The organism is Streptomyces sp. NPDC001393 (assembly GCF_053597455.1).
Genome location: NZ_JBSFIH010000002.1, coordinates 1 through 17,463 on the forward strand (window position 1 = coordinate 1; position 17,463 = coordinate 17,463).

A 17,463-nucleotide genomic window follows, 5' to 3' on the forward strand; every position below is an offset into this window, starting at 1 on the left:
GCGGCGAGGCCCACCGAGGCGAAGAGTGCCAGCTGGGTGGTGAGCAGCAGGCCGACCCGCCCGCTGACGGCCCGCCAGCTCTGCCTGGCCAGCCGTGGCCACCACCACACCGTGCAGACGAACAGCAGCACGGCGAGGACGATCGCCAGCATCAGCACTTTGTTGCTCGTGAGTCCCATGGGCTGTTTCCTGCCTGCACTTTCCGCCCGGCGCCGCCCACGCTGCGTTGCGAAGGCTTGCCCGGGGCTTTCCTTGGCCTTTGACCCGACTTTCCGGTGGGGAGTGAACCTCTCCCCCCGAGACACCGTCCTAGAGGGCGCAATGTCGCCGGATGCCCGATCGGGCCCGGGTTCAAGGTCTCTCGCAGAACTACGGGATGCGATGTCTGTCAGGATAGATGGGGAAATGTCGGGCGAGGTTCCGAGCCGATCAGGCCGGGCGCGGCGCATACTGCGCGGCCCGCGCCCCGAGGCCGTCCCCGTTCTCGTCGGCAGGGCGGCCACCCTCGTGGGCGTCCTGGACATTGCGGCGGGCGTGTTCCCGCGCTTCCGTCACAGCCGTATGCACGCCATCGCGGAGGTGCTGCCGGGCTCGTTCGGACCCTTCGCGGCCGCCCTCTCGCTGAGCTCCGGCGTGCTGTTGCTGCTGCTCGCGCACGGGCTCAAACGGCGCAAGCGCCGGGCGTGGCGGGCCGCGGTCGCGCTGCTGCCGGCCGGCGCGGTGGCGCAGTTCGCGTACCGGCACTCGGTCGTCGGCGCGCTCATCGCGGTGGCCCTGCTCGTGCCGCTTCTGCTCCATCGTGACCAGTTCGCGGCCCTGCCGGACCCGCGCAGCAGGTGGCGGGCTCTTACCAACTTCGTACTCATGAGCGCCGGTTCCCTCGTCCTCGGACTCATCATCGTCAGCGTCCACCCGCACCGGACGATCGGCGATCCGAGCCTGGCCGACCGGCTGACGCACGTCGTCTACGGCCTGTTCGGCTTCGAGGGCCCGGTCGACTACCAGGGCAACACGTCCTGGACCGTCGCCTTCTCCCTCGGCGCCCTCGGCTGGATCACCGCCGCCACCACCATCTACCTGGCCTTCCGCCCCGAGCACCCGGCCGCCCGCCTCACCGAGGAGGACGAGTCCCGCCTGCGGGCCCTGCTGGAGAAGCATGGCGGACGCGACTCGCTCGGCCACTTCGCGCTGCGCCGCGACAAGGCGGTCGTCTTCTCGCCCAGCGGCAAGGCGGCGGTCACCTACCGCGTCGTCTCCGGCGTGATGCTCGCCAGCGGCGACCCGATCGGCGACGTCGAGGCCTGGCCGGGCGCCATCGAGCGCTTCATGGACGAGGCCACGGCGCACTCCTGGACACCCGCCGTCATGGGCTGCTCGGAGACGGGTGGCGAGGTGTGGACCCGTGAGACCGGCCTGGACGCCCTCGAGCTGGGCGACGAGGCGGTGGTGGACGTCGCGGATTTCTCGCTCGCCGGACGCGCGATGCGCAACGTACGCCAAATGGTCAAGCGCATCGAGCGAGCCGGCTACGAAACCCGAGTACGGCGCATCCGTGACCTCGGCGACGCCGAACTGGAGCGCATCCGCCGGGCGGCGGAGGACTGGCGCGGCACCGACACCGAGCGCGGCTTCTCCATGGCGCTCGGCCGCGTCGGCGACCCCGCCGACGGCGACTGCCTGATCGCCACCGCCCACAAGCAGGACGACGAGCCCGGCGAGTACGGCGACCTGAAGGCGGTTCTGCACTTCGTCCCCTGGGGCACGGACGGCGCCTCGCTGGACCTGATGCGCCGCGACCGCAGCGCGGACCCCGGCATGAACGAGCTGCTGATCGTCGCCGCCCTCCAGGCCGCCCCGAAGTTCGGCATCGCCCGCGTCTCGCTGAACTTCGCGATGTTCCGCTCCGCCCTCGCGCGCGGCGAGAAGATCGGTGCCGGCCCGGTGCTGCGCGCCTGGCGCGGGCTGCTGGTGTTCCTCTCGCGCTGGTTCCAGATCGAGTCGCTGTACAAGTTCAACGCCAAGTTCCAGCCGCGCTGGGAACCCCGCTTCGTGGTCTACCGCAACAGCGCCGACCTGCCCCGCATCGGCTTCGCCGCCATGCAGGCGGAGGGCTTCGTCAACCTCGCCCTGCCGCTCCCGCGCTTCCTGCGCCGGCGCAGGGCGGCCGCCGAGCGCCCCTGCGCGCACGCCATGGCGGAACGGGACGTCCGCGCGGCCTGAGCACCTGGCCTGAGCACCACGGGTCCGTGCGGCCCGAGCGCCGGACGTCCGTACGGCCCGCGCGCCACACGTCCGTACGGCCCGCGCGCCGCGGGACGGCGTGAGGGCCGCGGGACCGAGCGGTGCGGCCGAGGACGGGCCCGGGCGGGAGCCCCGCCCCCTCCAGCACGGGGCTCCCGCCCGGGCCGCCGCACCTGCCCGGCGTCCTCCGGGGCCTACGCTGAACGTATGAACAACCTCAGCGGGCGCGGCCGGGTCGCCGGCCTTCCGGTATGGGACCGGTGCGCGGTCATGGGTGTCGTCAACGTGACCCCCGATTCCTTCTCCGACGGCGGCCGCTGGTTCGACACGACCGCCGCCGTCAAGCACGGCCTGGACCTCGTCGCCGAGGGCGCGGACCTGGTCGACGTCGGCGGCGAGTCCACCCGCCCCGGCGCCACACGCGTGGACGAGGCCGAGGAACTGCGGCGGGTCATCCCGGTCGTCCGAGGCCTCGCCTCCGAAGGCGTCGTCGTCTCCGTCGACACCATGCGCGCCTCCGTCGCCGAACAGTCCCTCGCGGCCGGCGCCGCCCTCGTCAACGACGTCAGCGGCGGCCTCGCCGACCCCGCGATGATCCCGGTGGTCGCCGACGCGGGCGCCCCGTTCGTCGTCATGCACTGGCGCGGCTTCCTCCAGGGCGCCGGCGTCAGGGGCGTCTACGAGGACGTCGTGACCGAGGTCGTGGATGAACTGCACGCGCGCGTGGAGGCCGTTCTGGCCGGCGGCATCGCCCCCGACCGGATCGTCGTCGACCCCGGCCTCGGCTTCTCCAAGGAGGCCGAGCACGACCTCGTCCTCCTCGCCCACCTCGACCGCCTGCGCGCCCTCGGCCACCCGCTGCTCGTGGCCGCCTCCCGCAAGCGGTTCCTCGGCCGGGTCCTCGCGGGGCCGGAGGGCGCGCCCCCGCCGGCCCGGGAGCGCGACGCCGCCACGGCCGCCGTCTCCGCACTCGCGGCGCACTCCGGCGCGTGGGCGGTGCGCGTGCACGAGGTACGCGCCACCGCGGATGCGGTGCGGGTCGCACGGGCCGTGGAGGGGGCGCGTACGGCAGGCTCAGCGCCGGAGGCGGGAAGCGAACGTGGGGCGCGTGCGACGGTCGTGCCCGGCGCGGAGGGCGAGCACGCGGCGCGTGACGCGGACAACACGCCGAGCGCCGTGGGCGAGCCCGGGGCGTGCGGCAGTGGGCGCGCGGCCGGCGCCAGTGGCTGGCGAGGGGCGGAAGGAGCCCGGTGAGCGCCCCTCATACCGATGTCGAGCAGGTGGAGGCCGCCAACACCGCCTTCTACGAGGCGATGGAACGCGGTGACTTCGAGGAGCTGTCCTCCCTCTGGCTCACCCCCGCCGACCTGGGCGTGGACGAGGAGTACCACGACCCGGCGGACACCGGCGTGATCTCCTGCGTGCACCCCGGCTGGCCGGTGCTCACCGGCCGCGGCGAGGTCCTCAGGTCGTACGCCCTGATCATGGCCAACACCGACTACATCCAGTTCTTCCTCACCGACGTGCACGTCTCCGTCACCGGCGACACCGCACTCGTCACCTGCACCGAGAACATCCTCAGCGGCGGCCCCGCGCCCGAGGACGGCGCGGAACTGGGACCACTGGTCGGCCAGCTCGTCGTCGCCACGAACGTGTTCCGGCGCACACCGGCGGGCTGGAAGCTCTGGTCGCACCACGCCTCCCCCGTGCTGGCGGAGAGTGACGAGGAGGACGGCGAGCCCGGCGTCGACGGCGTGAATCCGGACGACGGACCCCTCGCGTGAGCGGGCGGACGCCTCCACCGGAGCAAGAAGTGGTTGGAATCACCTACCCCGGGGTAGGAGCCGCTACCACCCCATGACAGCGCCGGGTTTTCCCGGGGAAACGCGAGATGAACCCTCGTGGTACCGGCCCGGGGCCACGGCCCCGCAACCCGGCTTTGTCAGTGGCCGCAGGTAGATTCGTCAGTGGCCGGTGTGCCGCCCGCACGTGGTACGGACCGGTCCTTCCCGACGATTGCAGGAGTGATTCGCGTGGATCGTGTCGCGCTGCGCGGCCTCAAGGCCCGCGGGCACCACGGTGTGTTCCCCAAGGAGCGCGAGGAGGGCCAGACCTTCATCGTGGACCTCGTCCTGGGGCTGGACACCCGGCCGGCGGCGGCAGACGACGACCTGGCGAAGACCGTCCACTACGGCATCGTGGCCGAGGAGGTCGCGGCCGTGGTCGAGGGTGAGCCGGTGGATCTCATCGAGACCCTCGCCGAGCGGATCGCCCAGACCTGCCTGAAGCACGAAGGGGTCCAGGAGGTCGAGGTCTGCGTCCACAAGCCGGACGCACCGATCACCGTCCCCTTCGACGACGTGACCGTCACCATCACCCGGAGCCGAGTATGACCCGACCGTTCCTCCAGGGTCACAGCGACCCGACCGTCCAGCCGGTGCCCGCCTCCGTCGTCGAGAAGGTCGACGCCGCCGACACGACCCTGCAGAACCCCAAGTGGGCCGTCATCTCCATCGGCGCCAACCTCGGCAACCGCCTGGAGACCCTCCAGGGCGCCGTCGACGCGCTGGAGGACACCCCCGGCGTCCGCGTGAAGGCCGTCTCCCCGGTGTACGAGACCGAGCCCTGGGGCGTGGCACCCGGCAGCCAGCCGTCGTACTTCAACGCGGTCGTGCTCCTCAAGACGACCCTGCCCCCGGCCTCCCTCCTGGAGCGGGCCCACGCCATCGAGGAGGCGTACAAACGCGTCCGCGACGAGCACTGGGGCCCACGCACCCTGGACGTCGACATCGTCGCCTACGCCGACATCACCTCCGACGACCCCCAGCTCACCCTGCCCCACCCGCGCGCGCATGAGCGCGCCTTCGTGCTCGCGCCCTGGCACGACGTGGACCCGCAGGCCCAGCTGCCCGGCCGCGGCAGGGTGGCCGAACTGCTGTCGGCCGTCACCCGTACGGGCGTCGAACCCCGCGAGGACCTGGAACTCCGACTGCCCGAGTAGTCGTTAAGGTCAAGACGTCTCCACCGACAAGGCCGAGACGACCGCAGTCCGGACCGGTCCGGGGGAGCTGAAGGGACACCGTGAGAGAGCTGCGCATCAGGGTGCTGGCGGGCGTGTTCGTCGTGGCCGGGATCCTGTCCTGGGCGGGCGCCCGCCTCTGGAACTCGATCGGGACCCTCCCCAGCGTCCCCCTGGCCGCCCCCATCGTGCTCGCCCTGATCGCAGGAGTCCTGCTCGCCACGGCGCTCTCGCTGCGGGCCCGTCTCAAGGCCCAGCGCGAGCGCCGGCCCGGCGCGAAGGGCGTCGACCCCCTGATGGCCGCCCGCGCGGTGGTCTTCGGCCAGGCGAGCGCCCTGGTCGCCGCCCTCGTCGCCGGCATGTACGGCGGCACGGGCGTCTTTCTGCTGGAACTCCTCGACATCCCCGCCCGCCGCGACCAGGCCTTCTACGCCGGTTTCTCGGTCCTGGCCGGCATCGGTGTCATAGCGGCGGCCCTGTTCCTGGAGCGGGTGTGCAAGCTCCCGGAGGACGAGGACCAGAAGCCCCCGGGAGCAGAACCGGCGGCATGACCGCCGGTTTCAGTCACCGACGAGGCCGACGAGGTCACTTCGCCAGTATCAGACTCATCGCCTCGGCGCGGGTCGTGGCATCGCGGAGCTGACCGCGGACCGCCGACGTGGTGGTCTTGGCGCCGGGCTTGCGGATGCCCCGCACGGACATGCACATGTGCTCGGCCTCGATGACCACGATCGCGCCCCTCGCCTCGAGGATCCGCATGAGGGAATCCGCGATCTGGGTGGTGAGTCGTTCCTGCACCTGCGGGCGACGCGCGAAGACCTCGACCAGGCGCGCGAGCTTCGAAAGGCCGGTAATTTTGCCTGTTTCAGCCGGAATATAACCAACGTGAGCTACGCCATGAAATGGCAGCAAATGATGCTCGCAGAGCGACACGATCTCGATGTCCCTCACCAGGACCATCTCATCGTGCCCGAGATCGAACGTCGTCGTCAGAACGTCCTCGGGCTCCTGCCACAGCCCCGCCAGCAGTTCCCGGTACGCCCGCGCCACTCGAGCCGGCGTTTCCCTGAGCCCCTCCCGATCGGGGTCCTCACCGACCGCGATCAGGAGTTCGCGAACGGCGTTCTCGGCGCGCTTCTCGTCGAACTCGCCGATCAAGCCTTCACCGGCCAGCGTCACGGGGTCGGTCATCTGTTGCCTCGTTCCTCTACGTCCTGCCCGCGGGCATACGAAAATGCCGCGCCCCCCAGGCTAAAACCTGGGGGGCGCGGCATTCATTCCGGCCGGGTTGGCCGAAACCCGATCAGTTCTCCGGGCGGTCCTCCGGGGTCTGGTCCGTCACCGGGGTCGGCTCGGCGGCGGTGGACTTGGCCGTGCTGATCGCGGCCGTCGCGCCGTTCGCGCCGTTCGTCAGTGCGAGCTCCTTCGGGGAGAGCACCGGCGGGCGGGTGGACGGGGTGCGGCGGGAGGAGCCGGTCCAGGCGGGCCGCGGCGGGCGCTTGACGATCGGGGCGAAGATCTCGGCGATCTCCTCCTTGCCCAGGGTCTCCTTCTCCAGCAGGTGAAGGACGAGCTGATCGAGCACGTCGCGGTTCTCGACCAGGATCTCCCAGGCCTCGTTGTGCGCGGTCTCGATGAGCTTCTTGACCTCTTCGTCGACCAGCGCGGCGACCTCTTCCGAGTAGTCGCGCTGGTGAGCCATCTCACGTCCGAGGAAGGGCTCGCTGTTGTCGCCGCCGAACTTGATGGCGCCGAGCCGCTCGGTCATGCCGTACTGCGTGACCATCGCACGGGCCAGGTTGGTGGCCTTCTCGATGTCGTTCGCGGCGCCGGTGGTCGGGTCGTGGAAGACCAGTTCCTCGGCGGCGCGACCACCCAGCATGTAGGCAAGCTGGTCGAGCATCTCGTTGCGCGTGGTCGAGTACTTGTCCTCGTCGGGCAGGACCATCGTGTAGCCGAGGGCACGGCCGCGGGACAGGATCGTGATCTTGTGGACCGGGTCGGAGTTCGGCGAGGCCGCCGCGACCAGGGCGTGACCGCCCTCGTGGTACGCGGTGATCTTCTTCTCCTTGTCCGACATGATCCGGGTCCGCTTCTGCGGGCCCGCGACCACGCGGTCGATCGCCTCGTCCAGCGCCCTGTTGTCGATCAGCTTCTGGTCGCCGCGGGCGGTCAGCAGCGCCGCCTCGTTGAGGACGTTCGCCAGGTCGGCACCGGTCATGCCGGGAGTGCGGCGGGCGACGGCGGACAGGTCGACGTCGGGCGCGACCGGCTTGCCCTTCTGGTGGACCTTGAGGATCTCCAGACGGCCCTGCAGGTCCGGCGGGTCGACCGCGATCTGGCGGTCGAAGCGACCGGGGCGCAGCAGCGCCGGGTCGAGGATGTCCGGGCGGTTCGTGGCGGCGATGAGGATCACGCCGCCCTTGACGTCGAAGCCGTCCATCTCGACGAGCAGCTGGTTCAGGGTCTGCTCGCGCTCGTCGTGACCACCGCCGAGGCCGGCGCCGCGGTGACGGCCGACCGCGTCGATCTCGTCGACGAAGACGATCGCCGGAGCGTTCGCCTTGGCCTGCTCGAACAGGTCACGGACTCGGGAGGCGCCGACACCGACGAACATCTCGACGAAGTCGGAGCCGGAGATCGAGTAGAAGGGCACCCCTGCCTCGCCCGCGACGGCACGCGCGAGCAGGGTCTTACCGGTACCCGGACGGCCGTAGAGCAGCACGCCCTTGGGGATCTTGGCGCCGACGGCCTGGAACTTGGCCGGCTCCTGCAGGAACTCCTTGATCTCGTGGAGCTCCTCGACGGCCTCGTCGCAGCCGGCGACGTCGGCGAAGGTCGTCTTCGGGGTGTCCTTGGTGATGAGCTTGGCCTTGGACTTGCCGAAGTTCATCACCCGGGAGCCGCCGCCCTGCATCTGGTTCATCAGGAACAGGAACACGACCACGATGAGAACGAAGGGAAGCAGGGAGAGCAGGACGCCGACGAACGGGTTCTGCTTGGACGGCGAGACCGTGTAGCCGTCCGGGATCCGCTTCTGCTCGTACTTGGTCTGCAGCGAGCTGGCGATGGTCACGCCCTGGTCGCCGATGTAGCTCGCCTGGATCTTCGAGCTGCCGTCGACCTTCTGGCCGTCCTTGAGGGTGACCTTGATGGTCTGCTCGTCGCCGGTGGTGAGCTTGGCCGACTGGACCCTGTTGTCATTGATCGCCGCGACGACCTGGCCGGTGTCCACCGTCTTGTAGCCGCCGGACGAGCCGACGACCTGCATCAACACGACCACGGCAAGGACGGCCAGCACGATCCACATGACCGGCCCACGGAAGTATCGCTTCACGTCCATCCATACGGAGCGGTGCCGCCCCGTCCCTCCTGCCATAGTGAGTTTGATAAGACAGTTCTTCTGACGGTACCCCAGCGCGGTGGTCCGAAGCCGCACGAAGCCTGCTTCGAGGGGCTGGGAAACCCGTCTTTGCATGCTTCAACGGCGCGGAACCCGCCGGGGTTCCCGATCGTCCTACAAGGCTTGGGCCGAGTGGCTCACACCACCTCGGTCCGGCTCAGCCGCCGTAGACGTGGGGCGCGAGCGTACCGACGAACGGCAGGTTCCGGTACTTCTCGGCGTAGTCGAGGCCGTAGCCGACGACGAACTCGTTCGGGATGTCGAAGCCGACCCACTCGACGTCGATGGCGACCTTCGCGGCGTCCGGCTTGCGCAGCAGCGTGCACACCTTCAGGGACGCGGGCTCGCGGGAGCCGAGGTTGTTGATCAGCCAGGACAGGGTCAGGCCGGAGTCGATGATGTCCTCGACGATCAGGACGTGCTTGCCCTTGATGTCGGTGTCGAGGTCCTTGAGGATCCGCACGACACCGGAGGACTGGGTGCCCGCGCCGTAGGAGGACACGGCCATCCAGTCCATGGTGACGGGGGTGGACAGCGCCCGGGCGAGGTCCGCCATGACCATCACGGCACCCTTGAGGACGCCCACGATGAGCAGGTCCTTGCCCGCGTACTCCGCGTCGATCTTCGCGGCCAGCTCGGCCAGCTTCGCGTCGATCTCTTCCTTGGTGATGAGCACCTGCTGGAGGTCGGCACCCATGTCTTTCGCGTCCACCCGCATCACTTTCGGTCGTCCCACCGGCCGCTCACCCCTCGTGGGGGTGAGGATTCAGCCTTGCCGAATCACCAGTCTGCCACCCTGCCGCTGGGCGACGACTTTGCCCGGGAGATTGATGGCTCCCTGACCGCGCCAGCCGGTGATCAGGCGGTCGACTTCCTCGATGTGACGGGCGAACAGCGAACCGGCCGGGGCGCCGGCCTCGATGGCGGCGCGGCGCAGGATGCGGCGGCGGACGGCGGGCGGGAGGACGCAGAGCTTGGTGCACTCCAGCTGACCTGCGGCATCGCGCACAGAGGCCTCGGCCTGGCTGGCCCAGGCGTCGAGGGCGTCGGCGTCGTCGCGGGAGAGCTGGGCGGTGCGGGCGAGCGCCTCCACGACTCCTTTGCCGAGGGCCTTCTCCAGGGCGGGCAAGCCCTCGTGCCGCAGCCGGGAGCGGGTGTAGGCGGGGTCGGCGTTGTGAGGATCGTCCCAGACGGGGAGGGACTGGACCATGCAGGCCTTGCGGGCGGTCTGCCGGTCGAGTGCCAGGAAGGGGCGGCGGTAACGGCCGCCGGCCCCCGAGACCGCGGCCATGCCGGACAGGGAGCGGATGCCGGAGCCGCGGGCGAGGCCGAGCAGGACGGTTTCGGCCTGGTCGTCGCGGGTGTGGCCGAGCAGGACCGCGGTGGCGCCGTGGCGTTCGGCGAGGGCGTCGAGGGCGGCGTAGCGGGCGTCGCGGGCGGCGGCTTCGGGTCCGCCGTCGCGGCCGACACTCACGGCGACGGACTCGACCGGGTCGAGGCCGAGTTCGCGCAGGCGCAGGACGACCTCGTCGGCGCGGAGGTCGGAGCCGGGCTGGAGGCCGTGGTCGACGGTGACGCCTCCGGCGCGGATGCCGAGCTTGGGCGCTTCGAAGGCGAGGGCGGAGGCGAGGGCCATGGAGTCGGCGCCGCCGGAGCACGCGACGAGCACGAGCGGGGAGGGGAGCCGCTCGGCCGTCCGGTCCGGGTGCGCGCCGAAGGCCTGCCGGCCGGGCTCGCCCGAGGCCTGTCGGCCGGGGCCGCTGGAGGCGCGGTGGTCGTTGAGGATGTCGTTCAGGACGCGGCGGACCGCCAGGCGTATCGCCGCGACCGCAGGATGGGGACCCATGTCCGGTTCCCTTCATGAAGTTTTCGGGGGGTGAGCCCGAGCCGGTCACTCAGAGTGTGTAGATGGTGACAGAAGCGGGCGGTTCCCCGAGCATTGCACGCCTACGCATGACCCACGGTCCCTCGGACGGGTGATTGGAGGGGCGTTCGCCTGCCGTCGGCCGGATTCGATTCACGACGTGTCCATGCCGTTCACGACTCGGCCTTGCGGTGCACCCGCGCGACCCAGTCCGCCGGTTTGGCGATCTCCGCCTTGGTGGGCAGGGTGTTGGGCGAGGTCCACACGCGGTTGAAGCCGTCGGTGCCGACCTGCTCGACGACGGCCCGTACGAACCGTTCGCCGTCCCGGTACTGCCTCAGTTTGGCATCCAGACCCAGCAGCTTGCGCAGTGCGAGGTCGAGGCGGGAGGCGCCCTTGGCGCGGCGCTGCTGGAACTTCTCGCGGATCTCCGCCACGGTCGGTACGACGCTGGGGCCGACGCCGTCCATGACGTAGTCGGCGTGGCCCTCCAGCAGGGACATCACGGCGGTGAGGCGGGCCAGGATCTCGCGCTGGGCGGGGGTCTGCACCAGCTCCACGAAGGAGCGGCCGCCGTCCTCCTCCTCACCCTCGGGGCGGCCTCCGGCGAGGGACTGGGCGGCTTCCCTGATGCGCTCCAGGAAGGTCATCGGGTCGACGTCGGTCTCGGCCAAGAACGACTGGATTTCGCCCTCCAGATGGTCGCGCAGCCAGGGCACGGCCGTGAACTGGGTGCGGTGGGTCTCCTCGTGCAGGCACACCCACAGGCGGAAGTCGTGCGGCTCGACGTCGAGTTCGCGCTCGACGTGGACGATGTTCGGCGCGACGAGCAGGAGCCGACCGCCGCCGTTCTCCCCGGCGGGCAGGTCACGGGTGGCCGGGGCGAAGGTCTCGTACTGGCCGAGGACACGGGAGGACAAAAACGACAGCAGCATGCCGAGTTCCACGCCTGTGACCTTGCCGCCGACGGTGCCGAGGACCGCGCTGCCCGGGCTGCCGGCGCGCCGTTCCTGCATCTTCTCCAGGAGCGGCCGGAGGATCTCCCGGAAACCGGCGACGTTGGCCCGTACCCAGCCGGGGCGGTCGACCACCAGGACGGGGGTGCCGTGGAGGTCGTCGGTGCCCATACGAGTGAAGCCCCGGACGTGTTCCTCCGAGGCTTTCGCGTGCCGGCGCAGCTCCGCGACGACGGCGCGTGCCTCGTCGCGGCTGACGTCGGGGCCCGGCCGTACGAGCCGTGTCGCGGTCGCCACCGCGAGGTTCCAGTCGACCATCCCGGGAGATGTGGTGCCACCGAAGCCAGTCATGTCGTCAACCGTACGGGACCGCTCCCGCTCGGGGCAGGCCATGAGGATCGGGAGGGGCCGGGGCGTCGGGTGGGCACCCGGTGCCGTCGGCCGTGCCCGCCGCCTGCGCCCTGTGGGGCGCAGGCGCGCGGCGGTTCAGCTGCAGCCGCACCCCGCCAGCGCCGTGGCCGTCTTGTCCAGAGCCGACTCGGCCTGAAGAGGGTCCGTCGTGCCGGAGGCCATGAAGGCGAAGGCCAGGAGACGGCCGTCGGCGTCGACGACCGTGCCGGCGAGGGTGTTCACACCGGTCAGGGTTCCGGTCTTGGCGCGTACGACGCCTGCCGCGCTGTCGGTGTAGCGGTCGGCCAGGGTGCCGGTGAAGCCGGCCACGGGCAGGCCGGTGAGGACGGGGCGCAGGCCGGGGCGGCCGGGGTCGCCGGCCGTGACCAGGAGGGCGGTGAGGAGGTCCGGGGTGAGCCGGTCGTCGCGGTCGAGGCCGCTGCCGTCGTGGAAGGAGGCTCCGGACATCGGCAGGCCCAGCTTGGTCAGCCGGGCGGAGATCGCCTGGGCACCGCCGTCGAAGCTGCCGGGTTCGCCGCTGGTGAGGGCCGTCTGGCGGGCCAGGGCCTCGGCGATGTCGTTGTCGCTGTTGGTCAGCATGCGCTCGACCACGTCGGACAACGGAGGCGAGGAGACCGTGGCGAGGGTCTGCGCGCGCGTGCTGGCCTTGGAGGGGCCGGGCGGTGTGCTGGTGATGCCCGCGTCCTTCAGGAAGCCCGCGAACTTGGTCGCCGCGTCCTTCGCGGGGTCGCTCACGCGGGGCGCCGGACCGCTGCTGGAGCCGTCGGTGCGGCCCTCGTCGGCGATCAGGGCGCTGACCGGCGCGAGGTTGTCGTTGACGCCGATGGGGTGCAGGGCGGGGCCGGAGTACAGGGTCGTGTCGTAGGAGAGCGTGACCTTGCGGATGCCGCGCTTGTGGAGCGCCTGCGCGGTGTTCGCCGCCAGGTCCCGCAGGCCTGCCCAGCCGTCGGTGTTCCTGCGGGCGGTGAGGGTGGGGTCGCCGCCGCCGACCAGGACGAGTTCGCCGGTGTCGGGTTCGAGGGCGGCGCGGGTGGTGAAGCGGTGGTCGGGGCCCAGGGCGGACAGCGCGGCGACGGCGGTGGCGATCTTGGTGGTGGAGGCGGGGGTGAGGGCCTTGCCGGCGTCGGTGCCGTACAGGCGCTTGCCGCTGGCCACGTCGACGACGGCGGCCGCGTGGGTGCCACCCAGCGCGGAGACGCCCAGGAGGGGCGCCAGGACGTCGGAGAGGGGCTTGCCGCGCGGTGGGGCCTCCTTGGTGCCGACGGCGCCCGTCCGGCCGTCCAGGCCCACCAGGACCGGTCCGGCGCTCGGCGCGGGCCGGGGCTCGCCCGCGGTCGCGGACCGGCCGTGATCTGCGCCACCTGTCCGCTCCAGGGCGGCGGCCCGGTCCCGCTCGGCCGTACGCTGGCCGTCGGCGTCCCAGGGACCGGCGGCGGTCACCACACCGGCGGCCAGCGCCAGTCCGGCGGTGGCGGCGCCCGCGGTGTACTGCCAGGTCTTCACGGCCCGTGGCCGCGGCAGGTGCAGGGCCCGCGTCAACCGCGCGATCCGCGGCCTCGCGGCCGCCCCGGCCCGCGCCAGACGCGGTCGTACGGCGTTCGCGATCCGCTCCACCCGCGGTCTCGCGGCCCGCCAAGGCCTCAGCTCTGGCACGACCACCAGCCCCTTTCGCGATCACACACCTGCGTGAGGGACACTTAATCACCAGAACTATGTGCTGATCATGGAGGAGCCACCGGTGGAGTTCGACGTCACGATCGAGATCCCGAAGGGTTCGCGCAACAAGTACGAGGTGGACCACGAGACCGGTCGGATCCGCCTGGACCGTCGCCTCTTCACCTCGACCGCCTACCCGACCGACTACGGCTTCGTCGAGAACACCCTCGGCGAGGACGGCGACCCGCTGGACGCGCTGGTCATCCTGGACGAGCCGACCTTCCCGGGCTGCCTGATCAAGTGCCGTGCGATCGGCATGTTCCGCATGACGGACGAGGCGGGCGGCGACGACAAGCTGCTGTGCGTTCCGGCCACCGACCCGCGCGTGGAGCACCTGCGCGACATCCACCACGTGTCGGAGTTCGACCGCCTGGAGATCCAGCACTTCTTCGAGGTGTACAAGGACCTGGAGCCCGGCAAGTCGGTCGAGGGCGCCAACTGGGTGGGCCGCACCGACGCCGAGGCGGAGATCGAGCGGTCGTACAAGCGCTTCGAGGAGCAGGGCGGCCACTGAGCGCCTCTCTTTGCGCCTAAACCGGCGCCGCTCTCGCGGACCTGGTTGCTCACCGTCGTGGTTGCGCAATTGATGGTTGCGGTGCGTGCGCCGAAAGTGATCGGCCGCGCGGTCTCATATAGGAGACCGGGCGGCCGTTCGCGTGTTTGTGCGCATACTGAGGCCAGCGAAAGGTGACGTTCAGGGAGCGGTGCGAGGTGACGGAGGCGGAGGACCGCAAGCCCCGGTCGGACGAGGCGCGGTACGACCCGGAGATCACGTCCGAGTTCGCCATTCCCGCGGGCATCGAGGTCCCCGAGGGCGGTGGTGAGCCGGAGACCACCTCGGAGTTCGCCCTGCCGGAGGGTCTCCAGACGCCTCAGCCGCCGAGTGCCGAGCCGGAGGGGTCGGCGTTCAGCCCGCCGCGCACCTACAGTGCCAAGGACGCCCCGACGGCCTTCACCCCGGCCGCCGGCGTTCCGCTGGTCAGCCTGGTCAAGGACGCGCCCTGGCAGGACCGGATGCGCACGATGCTGCGCATGCCGGTCGCCGAGCGGCCCGCGCCGGAGCCGGTGCAGCGGGTGGAGGAGGAGGGCCCGGCCGTCCCGCGCGTGCTCGACCTGACCCTGCGTATCGGGGAGCTGCTGCTGGCCGGCGGTGAGGGCGCCGAGGACGTGGAGGCCGCGATGTTCGCGGTGTGCCGCTCCTACGGACTGGACCGCTGCGAGCCGAACGTCACCTTCACGCTGCTGTCGATCTCGCACCAGCCGTCGCTGGTGGAGGACCCGGTGACGGCCTCGCGGACGGTACGGCGGCGGGGCACCGACTACACCCGGCTCGCGGCGGTGTTCCGGCTGGTGGACGACCTGACCGACCCGGAGACCCATGTCTCCCTGGAGGAGGCCTACCGCCGGCTGGCGGAGATCCGCCGCAACCGGCACCCCTACCCCGGCTGGGCGCTGACCCTGGCCAGCGGGCTGCTGGCGGGTGCGGCCTCCACCCTGGTCGGCGGCGACCTGATCGTGTTCGTCGCGGCCGCGCTGGGCGCGATGCTCGGCGACCGGCTGGCCTGGCTGTGCGCGGGGCGCGGACTGCCGGAGTTCTACCAGTTCACGGTCGCCGCGATGCCGCCCGCGGCGATCGGGGTGGCGTTCGCGCTGGCGCACGTCGATGTGAAGGCCTCCGCCGTCGTCACCGGTGGACTGTTCGCGCTGCTGCCCGGGCGGGCACTGGTGGCGGGCGTGCAGGACGGCCTGACCGGCTTCTACATCACCGCGTCGGCCCGTCTGCTGGAGGTCCTGTACTTCTTCGTGGGCATCGTCACCGGCGTGCTGGTCGTCCTGTACTTCGGGGTGAAGGTGGGCGGCAAGCTCAACCCGGACGCGGCGCTCGTCATCAACGAGCGGCCGCTGATCCAGATCGCGGCCTCCATGGTGCTGTCGCTGACCTTCGCGGTGCTGCTCCAGCAGGAGCGGTCGACCGTGCTGTGGGTGACCCTCAACGGGGGCGTGGCCTGGACGGTGTACGGCGCGATGCACAACGTCGGCGCCATCTCGCCGGTGGCGTCCACCGCCGTGGCCGCGGGGCTGGTCGGTCTGTTCGGGCAGCTGCTGTCGCGGTACCGGTTCGCGTCGGCGCTGCCCTACACGACGGCGGCGATCGGGCCGCTGCTGCCCGGCTCCGCCACGTATTTCGGGCTGCTGAACATGGCCCAGAACCAGGTGGACAAGGGGCTGGTGTCGCTGGCCAACGCGGCGTCGCTGGCCATGGCCATCGCGATCGGGGTCAACCTGGGGTCGGAGGTCTTCCGGCTGTTCCTGAGGGTCGGGTCTGCGGGGAAGCGCCGAGCCGCCAAGCGAACGCGAGGTTTCTAGCGCCGCCCGGCTCGGGAGTTCCCCGCCCCCTACGGGGCGCGGTAACCGCCCTGTTCGTAGTCGTACGGGTACGGGTTCTGGTCGTACTGGTGGTGGCCGTACTGCTGCTGCGGGAACGGCTGCTGCGGGAACGGCTGCTGCGGGAACGGCTGCTGGTGGTGCTGGTGGTCGTAGTACTGCTGCTGGTCGTACCCCTGGTTCCAGTACTGCTGGTCCTGCTCCTCGTACGGCTGGTCCGGCTCGATGCGGCGCAGTTGGGTGGTCGCGGTGTCCATGACCGGGGTCTGCTGGTGCCGGGGCTGAGGTGCCGGGGCGGACCGTGCTGCCTTCTTCTCCTTGCTCCGTGCCCGGAGGAACTCGATCGCGATCGGGATCACGGAGACGAGGACGATCAGGATGAGGATCGCCTCGATGTTGTTCTTGACGAAGCCGATGTTGCCGAGCCAGGAGCCGAGCAGGGTGACGCCCGCACCCCACAGGGCGCCGCCTATGACGTTGAAGGTCAGGAACGAGCGGTACTTCATGCCGCTGACACCGGCGATGATCGGCGTGAACGTGCGCACCACGGGCACGAAGCGGGCCAGGACCAGGGACTTCGGGCCGTACTTCTCGAAGAACTCGTGCGCCTTGGTGACGTTCTCCTGCTTGAACAGGCGGGAGTCCGGGCGGTTGAACAGGGAAGGGCCGACCTTCTTGCCGAACATGTAGCCCGCCTGGTCGCCGAGGATCGCGGCGAGGCAGATCAGGCCGATCGCACCCCACAGCGGGAAGTGCATCTGGTGGGAGGTGATCAGCAGGCCGCAGGTGAACAGCAGCGAGTCACCCGGCAGGAAGAAGCCGATGAGCAGGCCGGACTCGGCGAAGACCACGAGGAGCAGGCCCCAGATCCCGAACGAGTTGAGGAGGTGGTTCGGATCCAGCCAGCTCGGGCCGAGGGCGAGTGTCATCACGGGTCCGGGCTCCTGAGGGGTGAAGGCGACTACGGCGGCTGGTCTTCGACGAAGGGCCGCACAAAGCTATCAACGTGATGTGACCGCCCCAGGTTCCACCGGTGTCTCCAGGATGCACTGTGGGATGAGGATGCACTGTGGGATGACTGGGAGAAAGCTGTGACTCATGGGACTCGATGACTACGGCGGCGGCCAGGGGCCCCAGCCGGACGTGCTGGTCGTGACGACGAACGACGTGCCCGGACACCGGGTGCAGCAGGTGATCGGCGAGGTCTTCGGGCTCACCGTGCGGTCACGGCACCTCGGCAGCCAGATCGGCGCCGGCCTGAAGTCGATGATCGGCGGCGAGCTGAAGGGGCTGACCAAGACCCTCGTGCAGACCCGCAACCAGGCCATGGAGCGCCTGGTGGAGCAGGCACGCGCGCGTGGCGCGAACGGGGTGCTGGCGTTCCGGTTCGACGTGACGGAGGCCGCCGACGTGGGCACCGAGGTGTGCGCCTACGGCACGGCGGTGGTCCTGGCCCGGGAGTGACCCC

General features: G+C 70.8%; 16 protein-coding genes and 1 pseudogene. 9 read left to right on the forward strand and 8 right to left on the reverse strand.

What is annotated here, in order from left to right:
- A pseudogene (locus ACWC2T_RS03000) lies at positions 1-179 on the reverse strand (esterase); the annotation flags it as partial.
- A gap of 226 nt (positions 180-405) precedes the next feature.
- On the opposite strand from ACWC2T_RS03000, the gene ACWC2T_RS03005 reads away from it, so the two are divergent.
- The 6 genes from ACWC2T_RS03005 to ACWC2T_RS03030 all read left to right on the forward strand — a co-directional run bounded on the left by ACWC2T_RS03005 (position 406) and on the right by ACWC2T_RS03030 (position 5,811).
- Complete coding sequence (locus ACWC2T_RS03005; RefSeq protein ID WP_450668720.1) at positions 406-2,220, forward strand: phosphatidylglycerol lysyltransferase domain-containing protein; 1,815 nt, start codon at positions 406-408, stop codon at positions 2,218-2,220.
- Between the two features lie 228 nt (positions 2,221-2,448).
- Complete coding sequence (folP, locus tag ACWC2T_RS03010; RefSeq protein WP_450668721.1) at positions 2,449-3,495, forward strand: dihydropteroate synthase; 1,047 nt, start codon at positions 2,449-2,451, stop codon at positions 3,493-3,495.
- The gene (locus ACWC2T_RS03015) at positions 3,492-4,025 is read left to right on the forward strand and encodes a nuclear transport factor 2 family protein (RefSeq protein ID WP_388767251.1); all 534 of its coding nucleotides are present in this window, start codon (positions 3,492-3,494) and stop codon (positions 4,023-4,025) included. The genes folP and ACWC2T_RS03015 overlap by 4 nt, the downstream gene beginning before the upstream one ends.
- Before the next feature lie 249 nt (positions 4,026-4,274).
- A complete protein-coding gene (folB, locus tag ACWC2T_RS03020) occupies positions 4,275-4,634 on the forward strand; it encodes a dihydroneopterin aldolase (protein ID WP_450668722.1) in 360 nt (119 codons plus the stop codon).
- Positions 4,631-5,242, forward strand: a complete 612-nt coding sequence (gene folK / locus ACWC2T_RS03025) for a 2-amino-4-hydroxy-6-hydroxymethyldihydropteridine diphosphokinase (RefSeq protein WP_450668723.1) — start codon at positions 4,631-4,633, stop codon at positions 5,240-5,242. Before folB ends, folK begins: the two co-directional genes overlap by 4 nt.
- Positions 5,243-5,322: 80 nt before the next feature.
- The gene (locus ACWC2T_RS03030; protein ID WP_450668724.1) at positions 5,323-5,811 is read left to right on the forward strand and encodes a DUF3180 domain-containing protein; all 489 of its coding nucleotides are present in this window, start codon (positions 5,323-5,325) and stop codon (positions 5,809-5,811) included.
- Positions 5,812-5,845: 34 nt separating this feature from the next.
- Here the strand turns inward: ACWC2T_RS03030 and folE are convergent, their stop codons facing one another.
- The 6 genes from folE to dacB form a co-directional block, all read right to left on the reverse strand.
- A complete protein-coding gene (folE, locus tag ACWC2T_RS03035) occupies positions 5,846-6,451 on the reverse strand; it encodes a GTP cyclohydrolase I FolE (protein ID WP_450668725.1) in 606 nt (201 codons plus the stop codon).
- Positions 6,452-6,563: 112 nt separating this feature from the next.
- Positions 6,564-8,603 (reverse strand): ATP-dependent zinc metalloprotease FtsH, encoded by a 2,040-nt coding sequence (ftsH, locus tag ACWC2T_RS03040; RefSeq protein ID WP_351210201.1) that lies wholly within the window; start codon positions 8,601-8,603, stop codon positions 6,564-6,566.
- Positions 8,604-8,820: 217 nt separating this feature from the next.
- Entirely contained in the window at positions 8,821-9,381 is a 561-nt protein-coding gene (gene hpt, locus ACWC2T_RS03045; protein WP_031165039.1) for a hypoxanthine phosphoribosyltransferase, read from the reverse strand.
- Positions 9,382-9,429: 48 nt separating this feature from the next.
- A complete protein-coding gene (gene tilS, locus ACWC2T_RS03050; RefSeq protein ID WP_450668726.1) occupies positions 9,430-10,509 on the reverse strand; it encodes a tRNA lysidine(34) synthetase TilS in 1,080 nt (359 codons plus the stop codon).
- 191 nt (positions 10,510-10,700) lie between these two features.
- Positions 10,701-11,834: a zinc-dependent metalloprotease gene (locus ACWC2T_RS03055; RefSeq protein WP_450668727.1), complete on the reverse strand. Its 1,134-nt coding sequence runs from the start codon at positions 11,832-11,834 to the stop codon at positions 10,701-10,703.
- 135 nt (positions 11,835-11,969) lie between these two features.
- Positions 11,970-13,553 carry a D-alanyl-D-alanine carboxypeptidase/D-alanyl-D-alanine endopeptidase gene (gene dacB / locus ACWC2T_RS03060; RefSeq protein WP_450668728.1) on the reverse strand — a complete coding sequence of 528 codons (1,584 nt, stop codon included), beginning with the start codon at positions 13,551-13,553 and terminating at the stop codon, positions 11,970-11,972.
- A 79-nt stretch (positions 13,554-13,632) separates the two neighbouring features.
- Between dacB and ACWC2T_RS03065 the strand changes: the two genes are divergently transcribed.
- Both ACWC2T_RS03065 and ACWC2T_RS03070 read left to right on the forward strand, forming a co-directional pair.
- Positions 13,633-14,124, forward strand: coding sequence for an inorganic diphosphatase (locus tag ACWC2T_RS03065; RefSeq protein WP_055708033.1), 492 nt, complete (start codon positions 13,633-13,635; stop codon positions 14,122-14,124).
- A gap of 197 nt (positions 14,125-14,321) precedes the next feature.
- On the forward strand, positions 14,322-15,977 hold the full coding sequence (locus ACWC2T_RS03070) for a threonine/serine ThrE exporter family protein (RefSeq protein ID WP_450668729.1): 1,656 nt from the start codon (positions 14,322-14,324) through the stop codon (positions 15,975-15,977).
- 29 nt (positions 15,978-16,006) lie between these two features.
- Here ACWC2T_RS03070 and ACWC2T_RS03075 read toward each other — a convergent pair whose 3' ends face one another.
- A complete protein-coding gene (locus ACWC2T_RS03075) occupies positions 16,007-16,924 on the reverse strand; it encodes a DedA family protein (protein ID WP_450669054.1) in 918 nt (305 codons plus the stop codon).
- Positions 16,925-17,093: 169 nt separating this feature from the next.
- Between ACWC2T_RS03075 and ACWC2T_RS03080 the strand changes: the two genes are divergently transcribed.
- Positions 17,094-17,459, forward strand: coding sequence for a YbjQ family protein (locus ACWC2T_RS03080; protein ID WP_351210213.1), 366 nt, complete (start codon positions 17,094-17,096; stop codon positions 17,457-17,459).
- Positions 17,460-17,463: the final 4 nt, after the last annotated feature.

What these genes read in the sequence shown, in the direction of transcription:
- ACWC2T_RS03005 (WP_450668720.1), top strand. Translation starts at nt 406, where the DNA reads ATGTCGGGCGAGGTTCCGAGCCGATCAGGCCGGGCGCGGCGCATACTG.
- folP (WP_450668721.1), top strand. Translation starts at nt 2,449, where the DNA reads ATGAACAACCTCAGCGGGCGCGGCCGGGTCGCCGGCCTTCCGGTATGG.
- folK (WP_450668723.1), top strand. Translation starts at nt 4,631, where the DNA reads ATGACCCGACCGTTCCTCCAGGGTCACAGCGACCCGACCGTCCAGCCG.
- folE (WP_450668725.1), bottom strand. Translation starts at nt 6,451, where the DNA reads ATGACCGACCCCGTGACGCTGGCCGGTGAAGGCTTGATCGGCGAGTTC.
- ftsH (WP_351210201.1), bottom strand. Translation starts at nt 8,603, where the DNA reads ATGGACGTGAAGCGATACTTCCGTGGGCCGGTCATGTGGATCGTGCTG.
- hpt (WP_031165039.1), bottom strand. Translation starts at nt 9,381, where the DNA reads ATGCGGGTGGACGCGAAAGACATGGGTGCCGACCTCCAGCAGGTGCTC.
- tilS (WP_450668726.1), bottom strand. Translation starts at nt 10,509, where the DNA reads ATGGGTCCCCATCCTGCGGTCGCGGCGATACGCCTGGCGGTCCGCCGC.
- ACWC2T_RS03055 (WP_450668727.1), bottom strand. Translation starts at nt 11,834, where the DNA reads ATGACTGGCTTCGGTGGCACCACATCTCCCGGGATGGTCGACTGGAAC.
- ACWC2T_RS03075 (WP_450669054.1), bottom strand. Translation starts at nt 16,924, where the DNA reads ATGACACTCGCCCTCGGCCCGAGCTGGCTGGATCCGAACCACCTCCTC.
- ACWC2T_RS03080 (WP_351210213.1), top strand. Translation starts at nt 17,094, where the DNA reads ATGGGACTCGATGACTACGGCGGCGGCCAGGGGCCCCAGCCGGACGTG.